At 64.2% G+C, this 16,835-nt stretch carries 15 protein-coding genes and 2 tRNA genes; 14 read left to right on the top strand and 3 right to left on the bottom strand.

What is annotated here, in order from left to right:
* The 5 genes from GXY01S_RS01625 to GXY01S_RS01605 all read left to right on the top strand — a co-directional run.
* A partial coding sequence (locus tag GXY01S_RS01625; RefSeq protein WP_255210338.1) for a sensor histidine kinase occupies positions 1-1,000 on the top strand: 1,000 nt, incomplete at its 5' end.
* Complete coding sequence (gene ntrX, locus GXY01S_RS01620; protein WP_061271634.1) at positions 990-2,381, top strand: nitrogen assimilation response regulator NtrX; 1,392 nt, start codon at positions 990-992, stop codon at positions 2,379-2,381. The genes GXY01S_RS01625 and ntrX, both read left to right, overlap by 11 nt.
* 128 nt (positions 2,382-2,509) lie before the next feature.
* Complete coding sequence (gene hfq / locus GXY01S_RS01615; protein ID WP_061271633.1) at positions 2,510-2,788, top strand: RNA chaperone Hfq; 279 nt, start codon at positions 2,510-2,512, stop codon at positions 2,786-2,788.
* Complete coding sequence (hflX, locus tag GXY01S_RS01610; RefSeq protein ID WP_061271632.1) at positions 2,785-4,095, top strand: GTPase HflX; 1,311 nt, start codon at positions 2,785-2,787, stop codon at positions 4,093-4,095. Before hfq ends, hflX begins: the two co-directional genes overlap by 4 nt.
* Before the next feature lie 405 nt (positions 4,096-4,500).
* The gene (locus GXY01S_RS01605; protein ID WP_061271631.1) at positions 4,501-5,337 is read left to right on the top strand and encodes an inositol monophosphatase family protein; all 837 of its coding nucleotides are present in this window, start codon (positions 4,501-4,503) and stop codon (positions 5,335-5,337) included.
* 89 nt (positions 5,338-5,426) lie between these two features.
* Here GXY01S_RS01605 and mazG read toward each other — a convergent pair whose 3' ends face one another.
* Positions 5,427-6,221: a nucleoside triphosphate pyrophosphohydrolase gene (gene mazG / locus GXY01S_RS01600; protein WP_061271630.1), complete on the bottom strand. Its 795-nt coding sequence runs from the start codon at positions 6,219-6,221 to the stop codon at positions 5,427-5,429.
* Positions 6,222-6,316: 95 nt separating this feature from the next.
* Here mazG and argC point away from each other — a divergent pair, with 95 nt between their 5' ends.
* From argC to GXY01S_RS01575, 5 genes are all read left to right on the top strand, one after another.
* A complete protein-coding gene (gene argC, locus GXY01S_RS01595) occupies positions 6,317-7,252 on the top strand; it encodes an N-acetyl-gamma-glutamyl-phosphate reductase (protein ID WP_061271629.1) in 936 nt (311 codons plus the stop codon).
* Positions 7,253-7,328: 76 nt separating this feature from the next.
* Positions 7,329-7,412: transfer RNA gene (locus tag GXY01S_RS01590), tRNA-Leu, on the top strand.
* A gap of 66 nt (positions 7,413-7,478) precedes the next feature.
* Positions 7,479-8,651, top strand: coding sequence for a phosphoserine transaminase (locus GXY01S_RS01585; protein WP_061271628.1), 1,173 nt, complete (start codon positions 7,479-7,481; stop codon positions 8,649-8,651).
* A gap of 88 nt (positions 8,652-8,739) precedes the next feature.
* Positions 8,740-9,891 (top strand): ATP phosphoribosyltransferase regulatory subunit, encoded by a 1,152-nt coding sequence (locus GXY01S_RS01580; protein ID WP_061271627.1) that lies wholly within the window; start codon positions 8,740-8,742, stop codon positions 9,889-9,891.
* Positions 9,892-9,979: 88 nt separating this feature from the next.
* The gene (locus GXY01S_RS01575; protein ID WP_061271655.1) at positions 9,980-11,269 is read left to right on the top strand and encodes an adenylosuccinate synthase; all 1,290 of its coding nucleotides are present in this window, start codon (positions 9,980-9,982) and stop codon (positions 11,267-11,269) included.
* A gap of 177 nt (positions 11,270-11,446) precedes the next feature.
* Here GXY01S_RS01575 and rpoH read toward each other — a convergent pair whose 3' ends face one another.
* Positions 11,447-12,343 carry an RNA polymerase sigma factor RpoH gene (gene rpoH, locus GXY01S_RS01570; RefSeq protein WP_061271626.1) on the bottom strand — a complete coding sequence of 299 codons (897 nt, stop codon included), beginning with the start codon at positions 12,341-12,343 and terminating at the stop codon, positions 11,447-11,449.
* Between the two features lie 243 nt (positions 12,344-12,586).
* Positions 12,587-13,558, bottom strand: coding sequence for an RluA family pseudouridine synthase (locus GXY01S_RS01565; RefSeq protein ID WP_061271625.1), 972 nt, complete (start codon positions 13,556-13,558; stop codon positions 12,587-12,589).
* A gap of 48 nt (positions 13,559-13,606) precedes the next feature.
* Between GXY01S_RS01565 and GXY01S_RS01560 the strand changes: the two genes are divergently transcribed.
* The 4 genes from GXY01S_RS01560 to GXY01S_RS01545 all read left to right on the top strand — a co-directional run bounded on the left by GXY01S_RS01560 (position 13,607) and on the right by GXY01S_RS01545 (position 16,827).
* Positions 13,607-13,960: a hypothetical protein gene (locus tag GXY01S_RS01560; RefSeq protein WP_061271624.1), complete on the top strand. Its 354-nt coding sequence runs from the start codon at positions 13,607-13,609 to the stop codon at positions 13,958-13,960.
* Positions 13,961-14,036: 76 nt separating this feature from the next.
* Positions 14,037-14,112, top strand: a tRNA-Glu gene (locus GXY01S_RS01555).
* 685 nt (positions 14,113-14,797) lie between these two features.
* The gene (locus tag GXY01S_RS01550) at positions 14,798-15,796 is read left to right on the top strand and encodes a glycosyl hydrolase family 8 (RefSeq protein WP_242501224.1); all 999 of its coding nucleotides are present in this window, start codon (positions 14,798-14,800) and stop codon (positions 15,794-15,796) included.
* Positions 15,793-16,827, top strand: a complete 1,035-nt coding sequence (locus tag GXY01S_RS01545; RefSeq protein WP_061271622.1) for a hypothetical protein — start codon at positions 15,793-15,795, stop codon at positions 16,825-16,827. Before GXY01S_RS01550 ends, GXY01S_RS01545 begins: the two co-directional genes overlap by 4 nt.
* Positions 16,828-16,835 lie beyond the last annotated feature (8 nt).

Genomic DNA, 16,835 nt, shown 5'->3' with positions numbered 1-16,835 from the left:
CGAACTGCCCAACCGGGCGGCCAGCGTGCTGCTGCACCGCGACATGACCGAATGCGTGGGCCATCCGCTGATCGAGGTGGTGCCCGAACTCACCGACATGCTCGACCGCATTGCACATGATGGCGCGCGCGAACTGACGGGCGAGGTGCAGGTGCTCACAGGCGGCCGCGCCAGCACCCTGCTGGTGCGAATCGGCGCGGAAATGCAGGGCAGCGTGGCCGGTGTCCCGGCCGAGGGCTATGTGGTTACGTTTGATGACATAACAGCCCTGCAGGTGGCGCAGCGCAAGGCGGCCTGGGCGGACGTGGCGCGCCGCATCGCCCATGAGATCAAGAACCCGCTCACCCCCATCCAGCTTGCAGCCGAGCGGCTCAAGCGCCGCTTCCTGCGCGAGATTTCATCCGACCCCGATACGTTCGCGCAATGCGTGGACACCATCATCCGCCATGTGGGCGATATCGGGCGCATGGTGGATGAATTTTCCGCCTTCGCCCGCATGCCCCAGCCCGTCATGCGCAACGAGGATCTCTCGCGCATCGTGCGCGAGGCGCTGATCCTGCAACGCAACGCCCACCCCGAGCTGGTCTATGATGTCAACCTGCCCGACCGGGGGCCGATCGTGCGCTGCGACCGCAGGCTGGTGGGCCAGGCGCTGACCAACCTGTTGCAGAACGCGGCCGACGCCATCGCCATGCGCGCGCCGGACGGGGCACCGGGCGGGGATGGCGTCATTGGCCACATCCGTATTACATTGGAAAATGACGGCGCGCATGTTCGCCTGTGCGTTGAGGATGACGGGATCGGGCTGCCGGTCGAGGATCGCGCCCGGCTGACCGAGCCTTATGTGACGCACAAGCCCAAGGGAACCGGCCTGGGCCTTGCGATCGTCAAGAAGATTCTTGAAGATCATGGCGGGAGCATCGGGCTTGAGGACAATGCCAGGGGCAGGGGAGCTGTGTCGACGTTGATTTTGCCGATAAAGGACGACCATGGGGCATGAAATCCTGATCGTCGATGATGAGCCGGATATACGGCTCCTTATCGAAGGCATTCTGGCCGATGAAGGATATGAAACGCGGCTGGCGGGTGATTCCGATTCCGCCATCGCCGCCTTCAGGGAGCGTCGGCCCGCGCTGGTGGTGCTTGATGTCTGGTTGCAGGGTTCACGGCTTGATGGGCTGGGCATCCTCAATGTGCTGCACAAGGAGGAGCCGTCCGTCCCGGTCATCATGATCTCGGGCCACGGCACCATCGAGACCGCCGTGGCCGCCCTGCAGCATGGCGCATACGACTTTATTGAAAAACCCTTCCAGGCCGACCGGCTGCTCGTGGTGGTGCGCCGCGCGCTCGAGGCTTCGCGCCTTGCGCGCGAGAATGCCGAGCTGCGCCTGCGCGCGGGCTCGGGCACCGTGCTCGAGGGGCGCAGCGCCGCCATTGTCGCCGTGCGCAACCAGATCGACCGCGTGGCGCCGACCGGCTCGCGCGTGCTGATCTCGGGGGCGGCGGGCACCGGCAAGGAAGTGGCGGCAAGGATGATCCATGCCAGTTCCCGCCGCGCGGAGGGGCCGTTCATAGCGCTCAACTGCGCCACCCTGGCCCCGGGCCGGTTTGAAGAGGAACTGTTCGGCATCGAAGGCAGCGATGATGGCGCGGGCGGGCGCACCGGCGTGCTTGAACGCGCGCATGGCGGCACGCTCCTGCTTGATGAAGTGTCCGACATGCCGCTGGAGACGCAGGGCAAGATCGTGCGCGCGCTGCAGGACCAGACCTTCGAGCGGCTCGGCGGCGCGCGGCGGGTGAAGGTGGATGTGCGCGTGCTCGCCACCACCAACCGCGACCTGCAGGCCGAGATCGGGCTCGGGCGCTTCCGTGAGGATCTGTACTACCGCCTCGCCGTCGTGCCGCTGCGCATTCCCAGCCTGCGCGAGCGGCGCGAGGACATACCCGAGCTTGCCCGGATGTTCCTTGACCGCGCGGCGGAAAACGCGGGTCTGCCGATGCGCGAGCTTTCAGGCGATGCCATTGCGGCGCTGCAGAGCTACGAGTGGCCGGGCAACGTGCGCGAGCTGCGCAACCTGATGGAGCGCCTGCTGATCATGATGCCGGGCAACAGCACCGACCCCATCCGGGCCGACATGCTGCCCTCCACGGTGGGAGACGGGGCGCCCGCACTGCTCAAGTTCGATTCTGACGAGGATGTGATGAGCCTGCCCCTGCGCGAGGCGCGTGACCTGTTCGAGACCCAATACCTTCAGGCGCAGCTTTTGCGTTTTGGCGGGAACATCAGCCGTACCGCAGGCTTTGTGGGCATGGAGCGCAGCGCGCTGCACCGCAAGCTCAAGCAGCTTGGCGTCACATCGGAGGATCGCAACGCAGGATGAGCTTTTGCCCACCTGACGCATGCCTGCTAGACAACGAACCGTGATACGGATGGTGGCAACGCCGTAGCATGACACGTGACTGTGCCGTGTTGATTTTCGCCCAACAAACAACAAGTTAAGGCCCTGCCGTGGCAAAAGAACCTTCACAGAATGTACAGGACGTGTTTCTCAACCACGTCCGCCGGTCGAAAACGCCGGTCACCATTTTCCTCGTCAATGGCGTCAAGCTTCAGGGCATCATCACCTGGTTTGACAATTTCTCCGTCCTGCTGCGGCGCGACGGGCATACGCAGCTTGTCTACAAGCACGCGATCAGCACCGTCATGCCCGCAACCCCCGTCAGCCTGTTCGACTCCCCGGCCGAGGACACGGAAGAACCGGCAGCCACGGATGGCAGCCCGTCGTGACGGTGGCGGCGCCTTCATCCGCCACGCGCGCCGCTGTCATCCTGCCATGGGAGCGCCCCGACCGGCACGATGATGCCCGCGCGGCCGAAGCCCGGCTGGAGGAAGCGGTAGGCCTTGCCGCCTCCATCGGGCTGGTGGTGGTGTGCCAGGCGGTGCTTCTGCTGCGCGCGCGCCGCCCTGCCACCCTGCTTGGCGGCGGGCAGGTCGAGTCGCTTAAAGAGACGGTCAAGGCTGACAACATTACCGTTGTCATCATCGATTCCCGCCTCACCCCGGTGCAGCAGCGCAACCTCGAGCGCGCGCTGGGCTGCAAGGTGATCGACCGGACCGCCCTGATCCTTGATATTTTTGGCGAGCGTGCGGCCACGCGTGAAGGCACGCTGCAGGTCGAACTCGCCCATCTGGAATACCAGCGCAGCCGCCTGGTGCGCACCTGGACCCATCTTGAGCGCCAGCGCGGTGGCTTCGGCTTCCTCGGCGGCCCCGGCGAGACGCAGATCGAGGCCGACCGCCGCATGATCGGCGACCGGATCGTGCGCCTCAAGCGCGAGCTTGAGCAGGTGCGGCGCACGCGTGGCCTGCACCGGCAGGCGCGCAGGCGCGTGCCGTTCCCCATCGTGGCACTCGTCGGCTACACCAATGCAGGCAAGTCCACCCTGTTCAATGCCCTGACCGGGGCGAGCGTGTATGCGCAGGACCAGCTTTTTGCAACACTCGACCCCACCATGCGCGGCATCCAGCTCCCATCGGGGCGGCGGGTGATCCTGTCCGATACGGTGGGCTTCATCAGCGACCTGCCCACCGAACTCATTGCCGCCTTTCGCGCTACACTTGAAGAAGTGGCCGAGGCCGACATCATCCTGCATGTGCGCGATGTCTCGCACCCCGATAGCGCATCGCAGCGCAATGACGTGATCGAGGTGCTTGAGGGCATGGCGCGCAACGGCACGATCGAGGCCGACTGGCAGGGCCGTGTGATCGAGGTGCTGAACAAGGCCGATCTTGTGGGCGGGCGCGATGCCGTGGGCGCGCGACCGGGCAACGTGGTCATTTCCGCCATTACCGGCGATGGCCTGCCCGACCTGCTCGCGGCGATTGACGAGCGCATGACCCGCGCGATGGAAGTGGTGCGCTACCGCGTGCCCATTACCGAGGGCGCGGCCATGGCCTGGCTGCATGAGCATGGCGAGGTGACCGAACGCAGCGATGGGGAGGAAGGGGCCGAAATGACCGTGCGCCTTTCCCCCGCCAACCGCGCGCGTTTCGAGATGCAGTTTGGCCGCGTGGTGACCTGCCTGGTCGATTAGGAATGGGGGCGTTGGCCAAGAGACTGTTTGAAAACAACGCATTGATGAAAAATAATAAAAGTTTTTGGGTGCCGCTTTTTTTCAAAAAGGCGGCGTTCTTCGAAGCGTTTTGAAAAAAGCTTCACCAAAAACTGTCTTATGATTTCTGGATGTTTCCCGGGCTGAGTTTTCAGACAGTTTCCAAGAGTTTTTTGCGTGCCGCCTTATTTTCAAAAAAGCGGCATTTCCAGAAGCTTTCCTCAAAAAGCTTCGCTGGAAACTTCCTTATGCTTGCAGGAGTCCTGCGAAAAGGGCCTCGCATGCAGGCTTGGGAGTGGTCGGGCCATGATGGCGCGCGGGGTGGAAAAATGGCGCCCGGCAGAGCAGGAATGACGGGTTGAACAACGGACAGGGGCGGAGGCAGCAATGACGCAACGGATCACACTGGCGGATATGCACAAGGTGGTGGCGATGATGCGTGAAGCAGCCCTGCGCCATGTCATGCCCTCCTTCCGTTGCCTTGACCGCGCCGATATCCGCAGCAAGAGCGGGCCGATGGATATCGTGACCGTGGCGGATGAAGCCACCGAGCGCGACCTGACCGCGGCCCTGCAGGCGGCCTGGCCCCAAGCCCTCGTGGTGGGGGAGGAGGCTGTGGCGGCCAGCCCCGACCTGCTTGATGGCCTGGCCACGGCTGACCTGGCCTTTGTAATCGACCCGATTGATGGCACCGCCAATTACGCGGCAGGCGTGCCGCTGTTTGGCGTGATGGTATCTGCCGTATCGGGTGGCGAAGTGGTGGGCGGGGTGATTGTGGACCCCATCTGCAATGTTGCTGCCCTAGCCGCGCGCGGGCAGGGTGCGTGGCTCGATGATGGCAAGGGGGGCGAGCGCCGCCTGCAGGTCGCCCCCGCCGTGCCCGCGCACGAGATGGCGGGCAATGCCTCGTGGCGCTACCTGCCTGCCCCCGTGCGTGATGTCGTGACCCATAACCTGCCCAAGGTGGCGGGGTCGTGGGATTTCCGGTGTGCGGCGCATGAATACCTGATGCTGGTGGATGGGCGCTGCCACTTCCTGCTGTTCAACCGCACCCTGCCGTGGGACCATCTGGCAGGCTGGTTGATCCATCAGGAAGCCGGTGGCTACAGCGCCCATTTTGATGGGTCGCCCTATCGTGTGACGGATCGCAGCGGCGGGCTGCTTTACGCGCCGGACCGGGCAAGCTGGCAGGCGCTGCATGACCTGTTGCTTACTGCTGCATAAAAGATAAAAGTTTTTGGTGAAGCTTTTTTCAAAAGCTTCAGAAGACGCCGCCTTTTTGTAAAAAGGCGGCACCCAGAAACTTTTGTTTTTTAAGTCTCTTTTGTTGCTGCACGTTCGCGGCGTTTAACCGCCTGCCAGCCCTCTTCCATGGTTTTCACGTCCACATCGGCCAGCGCCAGTCCCCGGTCGGCCAGGTCGTGCTCGACGGCGGTAAAGCGGCGGGTGAACTTGGCACTGGCCTGTCGCAGGCAGGCCTCGGGGTCCATGTCGAGCTTGCGGGCCAGTGTGGCGAGCGTGAACAGCACATCGCCGAGTTCATCAAAGATCTTGTCACGGTCGCCGCTTTCAAGCTCGACCTTCAGTTCATCGAGTTCCTCATCCACCTTGGCGGCGACCTCGCCCACCGTATCCCAGTCAAACCCCACGCGGGCGGCACGGGCGGAGAGCTTGCGCGCGCGGATCAGCGCTGGCAGGCCCACGGGCACGTCATCGAGCGTGCCGCGCCGGTTGCGGGCGAGGCGTTCGAGCGCCTTGCCGTTTTCCCACTGCCCGGCCTGTGCTTCGGCCTCGCCAAACACATGGGGGTGGCGGCGGACCATCTTGTCGCCAATCAGAGTGGCCACGGTGGCGAAGTCGAACAGGCCTTTCTCATCGGCCATCTGCGCGTGATAGACGACCTGGAGCAGCAGGTCGCCGAGTTCATCGGGCAGGCCATCCCAGTCCTCGCGCGCGATGGTGTCGGCCACTTCATAGGCTTCTTCAATGCTGTAGGGCGCGATCGAGGCAAAATCCTGCACGCGGTCCCACGGGCAGCCGGTCTTTGGGTCGCGCAGGCGGGCCATGATGCCGAGCAGGCGTTCGAGGGGGGCTGCAGCGTCTTGCATCGGGTATGTCCTGCCTGTTTGTGTTGCGGTCGGGCGCAGGTTTTGTATAGATCGCGCACCGCAGGGCGGGAAGTTCTTATCAGGATGGATGGCACATGAGCAGCGACGGACAGGCAACGGTCTTTATCGATGGCGAGGCAGGCACGACGGGGCTTGGCATCCGCGAGCGGCTGGGGCACCTGCCGGTCACGCTGTGCTCCATCGACCCCGCCCGCCGCAAGGACGCTGACGCCCGGCGTGAAATGATGGCCTCCGTCGATGTGGTGGTGCTGTGCCTGCCTGACGCGGCGGCCAGGGAAGCCGTGGCCATGGCCGATGCCATGGGGGATGACGCACCGCGCATCCTTGATGCCAGCACCGCGTTCCGCACCGATCCGGCCTGGGTTTACGGCTTTCCCGAAATGGATGCGGCCCAGCCGGAGCGCATCCGCAGGGCGGCGCGCGTGTCCAACCCCGGCTGCTACCCCACGGGGCTGGTGGGCCTGCTGCGCCCGCTCGTCAAGGCCGGACTGGTGCCTGATGACTACCCCATCACGGTCAATGCCGTAAGCGGCTACAGCGGCGGCGGCCGCAGCATGATCGAGGCGCATGAGCGCGATGGCGGCCCCGCGTTCGAGCTGTACGGGCTGGGGCTTGGCCACAAGCACATACCGGAAATGAAGCTGTATGCGGGTCTTGCGCAACTGCCTTTGTTCGTGCCCTCGGTCGGGCATTTCGCGCAGGGCATGATCGTGTCCGTGCCGCTGCATCTCGACCTGCTGCCCGGCACTGTCAGCCTTGCCGACCTGCATGGGGTGCTGGCCGCGCATTACGCAGGCTCCGACCGCATTACGGTGGCCGAACCCTGCGCCAAGCTGGTGGCAGATGCGCTGGCAGGCACCGACCGGATGGAGCTGCGCGTGCATGGAAATGAAGAACTGGGCCAGGCCGTGCTGACCGCGCGGCTGGACAATCTGGGCAAGGGCGCATCGGGTGCCGCGATCCAGAATCTGGCGTTGATGCTGGGGCTGGAGCCGCCGCCGCCGGTGTGATATAGCGGGTCCGCAAGACGTCCATGGACTGATTGCCGTGGTATCATCCGTCCCGCTCCGGGCGGGGTGCCTGTATGCGAGAGTGACGGAACGGTAGACGTAGTCGACTCAAAATCGACCGCCGCAAGGCATGGGGGTTCGAATCCCCCCTCTCGCACCAGTCTGGCGCACCGGTTGGCGGTGTTGCCCTGCCAATGCCCGTGTTGCGAACAGGACGTTATCTCCCTTGCCTGAAGCCCTTACTGCCAAGCCGTCCGTGCGGCCTGCCAATCCGCGCTTTTCCTCCGGTCCGTGCGCCAAGCGCCCGGGCTGGTCGCTCCAAGCCCTGTCGGGTGCGCTGGTGGGGCGCTCGCACCGCTCGACCGAGGGGCGCGCGCGGCTCAACGAGGTCATTACCCGCTCCAAGGCCATGCTGGGCATGCCCGAGGGCTGGGTGCTCGGCATCGTGCCCGCATCCGACACGGGCGCGGTCGAGATGGTGCTATGGTCCATCCTCGGCACGCGCCCGGTGGATGTGCTGGCGTTCGAGAGCTTCTCCGCCACATGGGCCAACGACATCATTGCGCAGCTCAGCCTGCCCGAGGCCCGCGTGCTCAAGGCCGAATACGGCGAGATCCCGGATCTGGCGCAGGTGGACTGGTCGCGTGACGTGGTGCTGACCTGGAATGGCACCACATCGGGCGCGCGCCTGCCCTATGATGCCGCCATCCCCACGCAGCGCGACGGGCTGGTGATCTGTGACGCCACATCCGCCGCCTTCGCCATGGACCTGCCGTGGGAGAAGCTCGATGTGGTGACATGGTCGTGGCAGAAGGTGCTGGGCGGCGAGGCGGCCCACGGCATGCTGGCGCTCTCCCCGCGCGCGGTCGAGCGGCTGGTTTCCACGCCCCCCCCCCGCGCGCTGCCCAAGATCTTCCGCCTCACCAACGCCAAGGGCCTGATAGAAGGCATCTTCAAGGGCGATACCATCAACACGCCCTCGATGCTGTGCGTGGAAGATGCGCTCGATGGGCTGAAATGGGCCGAGGGCATTGGCGGGCTGAAAGGGCTGATCGCTCGCAGCGAGGCCAATCTTGCCACGATCGCGGCATGGGAGGCGCAATCCGACTGGGCGCGGTTCCTCGCCACCACTCCCGCGCACCGCTCGAGCACGGCCATCTGCCTGCGCATTGTGGCCCCGTGGTTTACGGCACTTGACCATGCCACCCAGACGGCGGCGGCGAAGAAGATTGTTTCCCTGCTGGGCAAGGAAGGTGTTGCCATGGATGTGGGCAGCTACCGCGATGCACCGCCGGGCCTGCGGCTGTGGGGTGGGGCCACGGTCGAGGCAGCCGATCTTGCGGCCGTGCTGCCGTGGCTTGACTGGGCTTATGAGCAGGTGCGGCGCGAACACGCCTGATCTCTTCCTTTCTCCCTTATCCATGTCCGATCCATCATGCCCTGAGCCGCGTGCACGGGGGGCATGATGCAGCACGATAGGCCCTGCCATGACTGATGACCCGCCGTTCAACCCCGCCCTTCTGCCTGCCGGGTTCGTGGACCGGCTCCCCCCCGAGGCCGAGGCCGAGGCGGCGGGTGTCGAAACCCTGATGCGCGTGTTCGCAGCCCATGGTTATGAGCGCGTGACCCCGCCGCTGCTGGAATTCGAGACCACCCTGCTCTCGGGCGCGGGGGCGGCGGTGGCGGCGCAGACCTTCCGCCTGATGGACCCCGATACGCGGCGCATGATGGCCCTGCGGCCCGACATGACCCCCCAGATCGCCCGCATTGCCGCAACCCGCCTGCCGGATGTGCCGCGCCCGCTGCGCCTGTCCTATGCCGGGCCGTGCATTCTCATGGCCAGCAACCGGGGCGAGGGGGATCGGCAGATCTCGCAGGCTGGCGTGGAACTGATCGGCCCCGACGGCCCGCATGCGGATGCGGAAATCGTGGCCTTGGCCGCCGAGTGTCTGGCAACCCTGCAGGTGCGTGGCGTCTCGTTTGACCTGACCATGCCGGCACTCACCACGGCCCTGCTTGATGCGGGCGGGTTCGAGAGCACCGTGCGCGGCATGCTCATGCGCGCGCTTGACCGCAAGGATGCCGCCGCCGTAGCGCGGCATGGCGGCGCACTGGCCGATGTGCTGATCCGCCTCCTGCACGCGGCAGGCCCGGCGCAGGGCGCGCTGGCCGAACTGGCAGCGGTTGAGTTGCCGCCCGCCGTGCGGGTTCTGAGCGAGCGGCTGGCCGCCACCGTTGCCGCCATCGAGGCCCGCGTGCCCGGCATCCGCCTGACGGTGGACCCGGTGGAGTTCCGGGGCTGGCAGTATCATACCGGCGTGTGCGTGAGCGTTTACGCCGCAGGCCAGCGCGAGGAGCTGGGCCGGGGCGGGCGCTACCTGTCCAATGATGATGAACCGGCCTGTGGCATCACCCTGCGGCCCGACATCATCCTGCGCGCGGCACCGCCCCTGCCAAGCCGTACGCGCGTCTTCCTGCCCTGGGGCACCCCAGCGGAAAAGGCGGCCACCCTGCGGGCGGCGGGTTATGCCACGGTCAGCGCCCTTGGCCCCGATGAAGACCCGCTGGCCCAGGCGGCCCTGCTGGCCTGCACGCTGGTGGTGGCGGATGGCCAGCTCGTGCCGGTTGATGGCGCCTGAAGTTTCAACCGATTTTTTTTCTGAACCGACCCCGTTTTTTCCGGCAGGCCGCGCAGTGGCTGCCGGGCAGCATATCAAGGAGCATGAAATGTCCAACGTCACCGTGATCGGCACCCAGTGGGGTGACGAGGGCAAGGGAAAGATTGTGGACTGGCTGGCCAGCCGCGCCGATGTGGTCGTGCGCTTTCAGGGTGGCCACAATGCGGGCCACACGCTGGTTGTGGGCGAGCAGACCTACAAGCTCTCCCTGCTGCCCTCGGGCCTCGTGCGCGGCAAGATGGGCGTGATCGGCAATGGCGTGGTGGTTGACCCCGAAGCGCTGCTCAAGGAAATCGACCGCGTGACCGCCCAGGGCCTGAAGGTCACGCCCGATACGCTGAAAATCGCGGAAAACGCCCCCCTGATCCTGCCCGTGCATGGTGCGCTTGACCGCGCGCGCGAGGCTGCCCGCGGCGAGCGCAAGATTGGCACCACCGGGCGCGGCATCGGCCCCGCCTATGAGGACAAGGTCGCCCGCCGCGCCATCCGCCTGTGTGACCTGGCCGAGCCGGAAACGCTGGACTGGAAGCTCGACGAACTGCTGCTGCACCACAACACCCTACTCAAGGGGCTGGGTGCCGCGACCTTTACCAAGCAGGAACTCCTCGACTTCCTCAACACCGTGGCCCCCCGGGTGCTGCCCTTCATGGCGCCCGTGTGGGATCTGCTTGATGACAGCCGCCGTGGCGGCTCGCGCATCCTGTTCGAGGGCGCGCAGGCAGTGATGCTGGATGTGGACCACGGCACCTACCCGTACGTGACGTCCTCCAACACCGTGGCCGCCAATGCGGGCACGGGCGCGGGCGTGGGGCCGACGAGCATCGGCTTCGTGCTGGGCATTGCCAAGGCCTACACCACCCGCGTGGGCGAAGGGCCGTTCCCCAGCGAACTGCATGATGAGATGGGCCGCATCATTGGCGAACGCGGGCATGAATTCGGTACCGTGACAGGCCGCCCCCGCCGCTGTGGCTGGTTTGATGCCGTGCTGGTGCGCCGCGCGGTGCGCGTGGGCGGCGTGAACGGCCTGGCCCTGACCAAGCTGGACGTGCTGGACGGGCTGGACGAGATCAGCATCTGCGTGGGCTACGAGCTTGACGGCAAGACCACGAAGCACTTCCCCTCGGCTCCCGGCGCGCAGCAGCGCATCCGCCCCGTGTTCGAGACGATGGAAGGCTGGAAGGACAGCACGAAGGGCGCGCGCTCCTGGGCTGAACTGCCCGCGCAGGCCATCAAGTATGTCCGCCGCATCGAGGAACTGGTTGAAGCGCCGGTGACCCTGCTTTCCACCAGCCCCGAGCGTGATGACACCATCCTGATGCGCGACCCGTTCGAGGACTGATCGGAGCCGACCGGATGTTTTTGGGTGCCGCCCTTTTACTGGAGGGCGGCATTTTTTTTGAAGCTTTTTGAAAAAAGCTTCACCAGAAACTTCTTATTGTTTTCAAAGCAAAAGCCCCGCAGGCCATTGGCATGCGGGGCTTTAATTTTAAAAGCTTTAAGGAACGCCGCCTTTATTTCAGGCTTCGGTCCCTTCGGTATGCAGCGCGCGGCGGGAGGCGACTTCGGCCTTCATCGCGGTCTGCACCTTTTCAAAGGCACGGACCTCGATCTGGCGCACCCGCTCGCGCGAGATGTTGTAGACATGCGAGAGTTCCTCCAGCGTAGCCGGTTCATCCTTGAGCCTGCGCTCGGTCAGGATGTGGCGCTCGCGGTCGTTGAGCGACTTCATGGCATTGGCCAGAAGCGCCTGGCGGCCGGAATATTCCTCGCTCTCGGCCAGGGTCTGTTCCTGGTTGTCGTTGTCATCGACCAGCCAGTCCTGCCATTCGCCCTCGCCATCCATGCGCAGCGGCGCGTTCAGGCTGTGGTCGGGGGCGGCGAGGCGGCGGTTCATGTTCACCACGTCCTGCTCGGGCACGCCGAGGGACTGGGCAATCTTGTTGACCTGCTCGGGCTGGAGGTCGCCATCGTCGATGGCCTGCATCTGGCCTTTGAGGCGACGCAGGTTGAAGAAAAGTTTTTTCTGGGCGGCGGTTGTGCCGATCTTCACCAGTGACCAGCTATGCAGGATGTATTCCTGTATCGCGGCACGGATCCACCACATGGCATATGTGGCCAGGCGGAAGCCCCGATCGGGGTCGAAGCGGCGCACGGCCTGCATCATCCCGATATTGCCTTCGCTGATCAGCTCGCCCACCGGCAGGCCGTAGCCGCGATAGCCCATGGCGATCTTGGCCACGAGGCGCAGGTGGGAGGTGACAAGCTTATGCGCGGCTTCGGTGTCGCCCTTGTCCTTCCAGCGATGGGAAAGGCGAAGCTCCTCCTCGGGGGAGAGCATGGGGAATTTGCGGATATCCCGAAGGTATTTGGACAGGTTGTTTTCGGGACCGGAAATAAGAGCAGAAGAGGCCATTGCAACGGACTCCTGTACCAGAGGGATGGGGGCAGCTGTAATCCGGCTCAACGTCATTGTGACCGGGCGGGTTGCATCATCACTCTGCTAGACGCACGACTGGACTTCTCACGTCCCCGCATGCAACCCCCATCCTGGGCAGTTTCATGCAGGACGTCCAGTTAGCCTGGGGGCGTCGGCCCCGGCGAACAATCATCGAACATAAGCATTGTTCCTGCTCCTGTCAATGAATATGCCTGTTAATCAGGCAATATCGGCCAGAAGCTGGCGGAAGTCTTCTGGCGGCGCGCTTTCAAACAGCATCTCCTCGCCGCTGCGCGGGTGGATGAAGCCCAGCCTGCGCGCATGCAGCGCCTGGCGGCCAAAATCCAGCGCTGCGGTTTTTGCCGTGGGCGGCAGGGCACGGGCGGCGGCGGGAACGCGGCGCAGATAGACCGGGTCGCCCACCAGCGCATGCCCGGCATGGGCAAAATGCACCCGGATCTGGTGCGTGCGCCCGGTGGCCAGCCTGCACTGCGCATGCGCAAGCCCGCCGTGGAAGGTGTTCAGCACCCGGTAATGGGTGAGCGCGTGCTTGCCGCTGGTGCCGGTGACGACCGCCATGCGCTTGCGGTCGCGTTTGTCGCGCCCGATTGCGCCATCGAACGACCCGCTGCCCGGTGTGGGGATGCCCCAGCACAGGGCCTCGTATGCGCGGTCGATCCGCCGCTCGGCAAAGGCGAGGGACAGGGCCTGGTGCGCCATCTCGGTCTTGGCGGCGACCATGATGCCCGATGTGTCCTTGTCCAGCCGATGCACGATTCCGGGGCGTTTTTCGCCGCCAATGCCGGTCAGGCTCTCGCCGCAATGGGCAAGCAGGGCGTTGACGAGCGTGCCATCCTCATTGCCCGGTGCCGGGTGCACCACCATGCCGGCGGGCTTGTCGAGCACGATCAGGTCGCGGTCCTCGTATAATATGGTGAGTGCGATGTCCTGGCCCTGCGGTGTTGCGGGGATTGCGGGGGGGAGGTGAATTTCATAACACATGCCTGCCCGCACGGGTTCGGCCGGGTCGCGCAGCGGATCGCCATTGCGCAGCAGGTGCCCGCTTTCCATAAGGGACTTGACGCGCGAGCGCGAAAGGCTTTCGACCGCGTTGGCCACGAAGCGGTCGGTGCGCTGGCCTGCATCATCGGCGGTGGCGATGATCGGGGCAGGGGGGGCAGTGTCATTCATGGCATGTGTCTATCGGAAAAAACGGTATTCGGGAACGGAAAGCACGGAATGGAAAAACAGGGATCGCGCGCGCTGCTCGCCGCAGTGATCGGCATGGGGGTTCTGCTGTTCCTCGGGTCGCTGGCGCTGGTGGGCGTGCTGGTGCATCGCATGATGCATCCTGCCCCCCCGGCGGCGGCAGTAAAGACTGTGGCAGGCCCCGTGGTGGCCGGGCCCGACATGGCGGCGCAGGCAGCGCTGGTGGTTGACGAGCCGCCCGGCACGACCGTGCGTGCGGTCACCGCGCGGGCGGACGGGCTGCTGGCCGTGGCGCTGACAGGCGGCGGCGTGGCGGACCGTATCATCATATGGGATCCGCTGGCGCGGCGCATCGCGGCGCGGCTTGTGCTGGGGCAGCCATGAACAGAAATGCGCGGGGGCATGATTCTTTGCTTGCATGCCGCCGCAACATCGCCTAGAAGGCGGCTACCGGCCTTTTGTCCCGTTCGTCTAGAGGCCTAGGACACTGCCCTCTCACGGCGGCAACAGGGGTTCGAATCCCCTACGGGACGCCAGTTCGCTCTGGCTGAATAAAAGACCGATGCATGAAAACCCGCCGCAAGGCGGGTTTTTCGTATGTACTGCATTTTGGCAAATATCTTTGCGGGGAGTGCGAGTGTGCTATGGCAAGGCAACTTTTTTTATATTAATATATAATAAAGGCATCTTATATACTGCCGCCGCCCGTGCGTTAAAAAGCATTGATTCAGATCAAGTGAGTCTGAAATTTAAAAATATTTTCCGTCTTTCCATTTTGCAAAAGATGGCACCATAGTGAACGGCGATCATTTGCCATATTTCTTTATCTTTAATTTCTCTAGGAATTATCAAACGGTTTTTGCAGGCGGGGCGTCTGCTCCTGCGTGACAAAAATGCAACTTCTTCCCTCCTGTAGCCGGTTGTGGCGCTGGTGGCGGTTTCGCCGTTGGGGGAAGAGACGTTATGGTCCTTTTCAGTAATAAAGTCTGTCCCGGAATGGTCGCCTTCGACTTGCAGGATGGGGGAGTTTCCGATTAAGGCGTCATGGCACGGCAGGATATCAAGGGTGCGGCATGCGCTCAGCCAGGCAATGACATGGGTTCAGACTTCTTGAAGGTGTGGTGGTAGATGCTGTTGGATTTTATGAAGCTGCAAGAACATGTATCCGGAATGGGGCGCCGCTCCTTTCTGTCCGCCATGGCAGTGGCAGGCAGCTTTCCCATGATTTCTGGCGCCCGGGCCGATGACGCCATTGGCATGAACCCCCAGATCGCCCAGCAATGGACCATTTTCCGCAACAAGTATTTTCATCCTGACGGGCGCGTTGTCGATACAGGCAATAGCGGCGAATCCCACAGCGAGGGGCAGGGCTACGGCATGCTCTTCTCCGCCGCGGCAGGCGACCGGGCGGCGTTCGAGGCGATCTGGGCCTGGGCGCGCACCAACCTGCAGCATAAGGATGACGCCCTGTTCTCCTGGCGTTACCTTGATGGGCATAACCCGCCTGTAGCCGACAAGAATAACGCAACGGATGGCGACCTGCTCATCGCCCTCGGTCTTGCCTGGGCTGGCAAGCGTTGGAAGCGTGCTGACTATATACAGGACGCTATGGCCATATACGGCGACGTGCTGAAGCTGATGACCAAGACCGTCGGCCCCTACACGGTGCTGCTGCCCGGCGCGGTCGGGTTCATGAGCAAGGATGCGGTCACCCTCAACCTCTCCTATTACGTCATGCCCTCGCTCATGCAGGCCTTCGCGCTGACGGGTGACGCCAAGTGGACAAAGGTGATGGGCGACGGGCTGCTCATCATCGCCAAGGGGCGATTCGGTGAGTGGAAGCTCCCGCCGGACTGGCTGTCGATCAACCTGCACACCAATGCCTTCTCCATTGCCAAGGGCTGGCCGCCGCGCTTCTCGTATGATGCGATTCGCGTGCCGCTCTACCTGTATTGGGCGCATATGCTGACCCCGGAGATGCAGGCGGATTTCAGCCGGTTCTGGAACCATTATGGCGCGTCCGCCCTGCCAGGCTGGATTGACCTGACCAACGGCACGCGTTCGCCCTATAATGCGCCGCCGGGCTATCTGGCCGTGGCATCATGCACGGGCCTTGCATCGGCGGGCGAACTGCCCACGCTTGACCATGCGCCCGATTACTATTCGGCTGCGTTGACGATGTTGGCCTATATCGCCCGGAACCAGGGAGATGGAATGTGAGCACACCTGAAAAGGAAGCGGAAGCGCCGGTGAATATCGACAACCAGCAGGATGTCGATCGCATGCTGACAGATGGCTATGGTGTCAGCAGCGCAGGTTTTCACTATCGCGCTTTCAAGCAGAAGCGTCCGCCCAAGCCGGTGCGCCAGCACGACGAGTCCACCGCGGTTCAGGCCGCAGCGACCGAGCATGCCGCTGAAGAGATGGCGCCGCATTCGGCCTCGTCTTACGATGATACCTATTCCACCCATTCAGCGCCCGCTGCGCCCGTCGAGGATGCAGCGCATACGCATGACTACGCGGAAACGACGTACACGCCTGCCGCGCATGATACCTATGCCGCGCAGCCAGAGCCCGAACAGGCCGCACCAGAACCCTATGTCGCGCCTGCTGCGGCACCCGAGACCTATGTGGCTGCTCACGCCGAGGCCGTAACGACTCCGGCATATGAGCCCGCGCCGCAGCCAGCTCCGGCCCCTGTTGTGCAGGCCGCGCCGTCGCAGTCGGCAGCAGCCGTGACGCCATCGGCCCCTGAAGTGCCGCCCCAGCCCGTAAGGCAGGAGCGGCCGGTAGTGCCGCCAGTGCCGCCCAGGCCTGCGGTGTCTTCCTTCATGGCGCCGCGTCCTGCGGCTCCGGCTTTTGGCACGACAGCGTCAGCCACGCCCCCTGTTGCGGTGGAGGACTGGGCGCCCGTGCCCAAGGCCCAGCAGCAGCGTGGGCAGCGTTTGACAGGACCAGGCTTCTTTTTCGGCGCCGGAAGCGAACGGGCGCCCGCAGCAAGGCTGTTTCAGTCAACACCGGTGTCCCGGCCTGTTTCAAAACCTGTTTCCAAGGTGACCACAATGACCAAAGTTGACAAGATTTCCCCGAATGACAGTCAGGCTGGGCGTCCCGTGCCGACCGACAATTCCCCGACCCTGACCGAAGTGTTCATGACCCTTGGCGGTCGGGCCACGGACCGGTTGGTGCCCAAGCCCAGCCTGCGCGATGCCCTGTTGCGCAAGCGTGAAGACGCGAACGGCGACTCCTGAAACCGTGC

It is taken from the genome of Komagataeibacter xylinus NBRC 15237, from assembly GCF_001571345.1.
GTDB lineage: Bacteria > Pseudomonadota > Alphaproteobacteria > Acetobacterales > Acetobacteraceae > Komagataeibacter > Komagataeibacter xylinus.
This window is presented reverse-complemented; position numbering and strand designations above follow the sequence as displayed.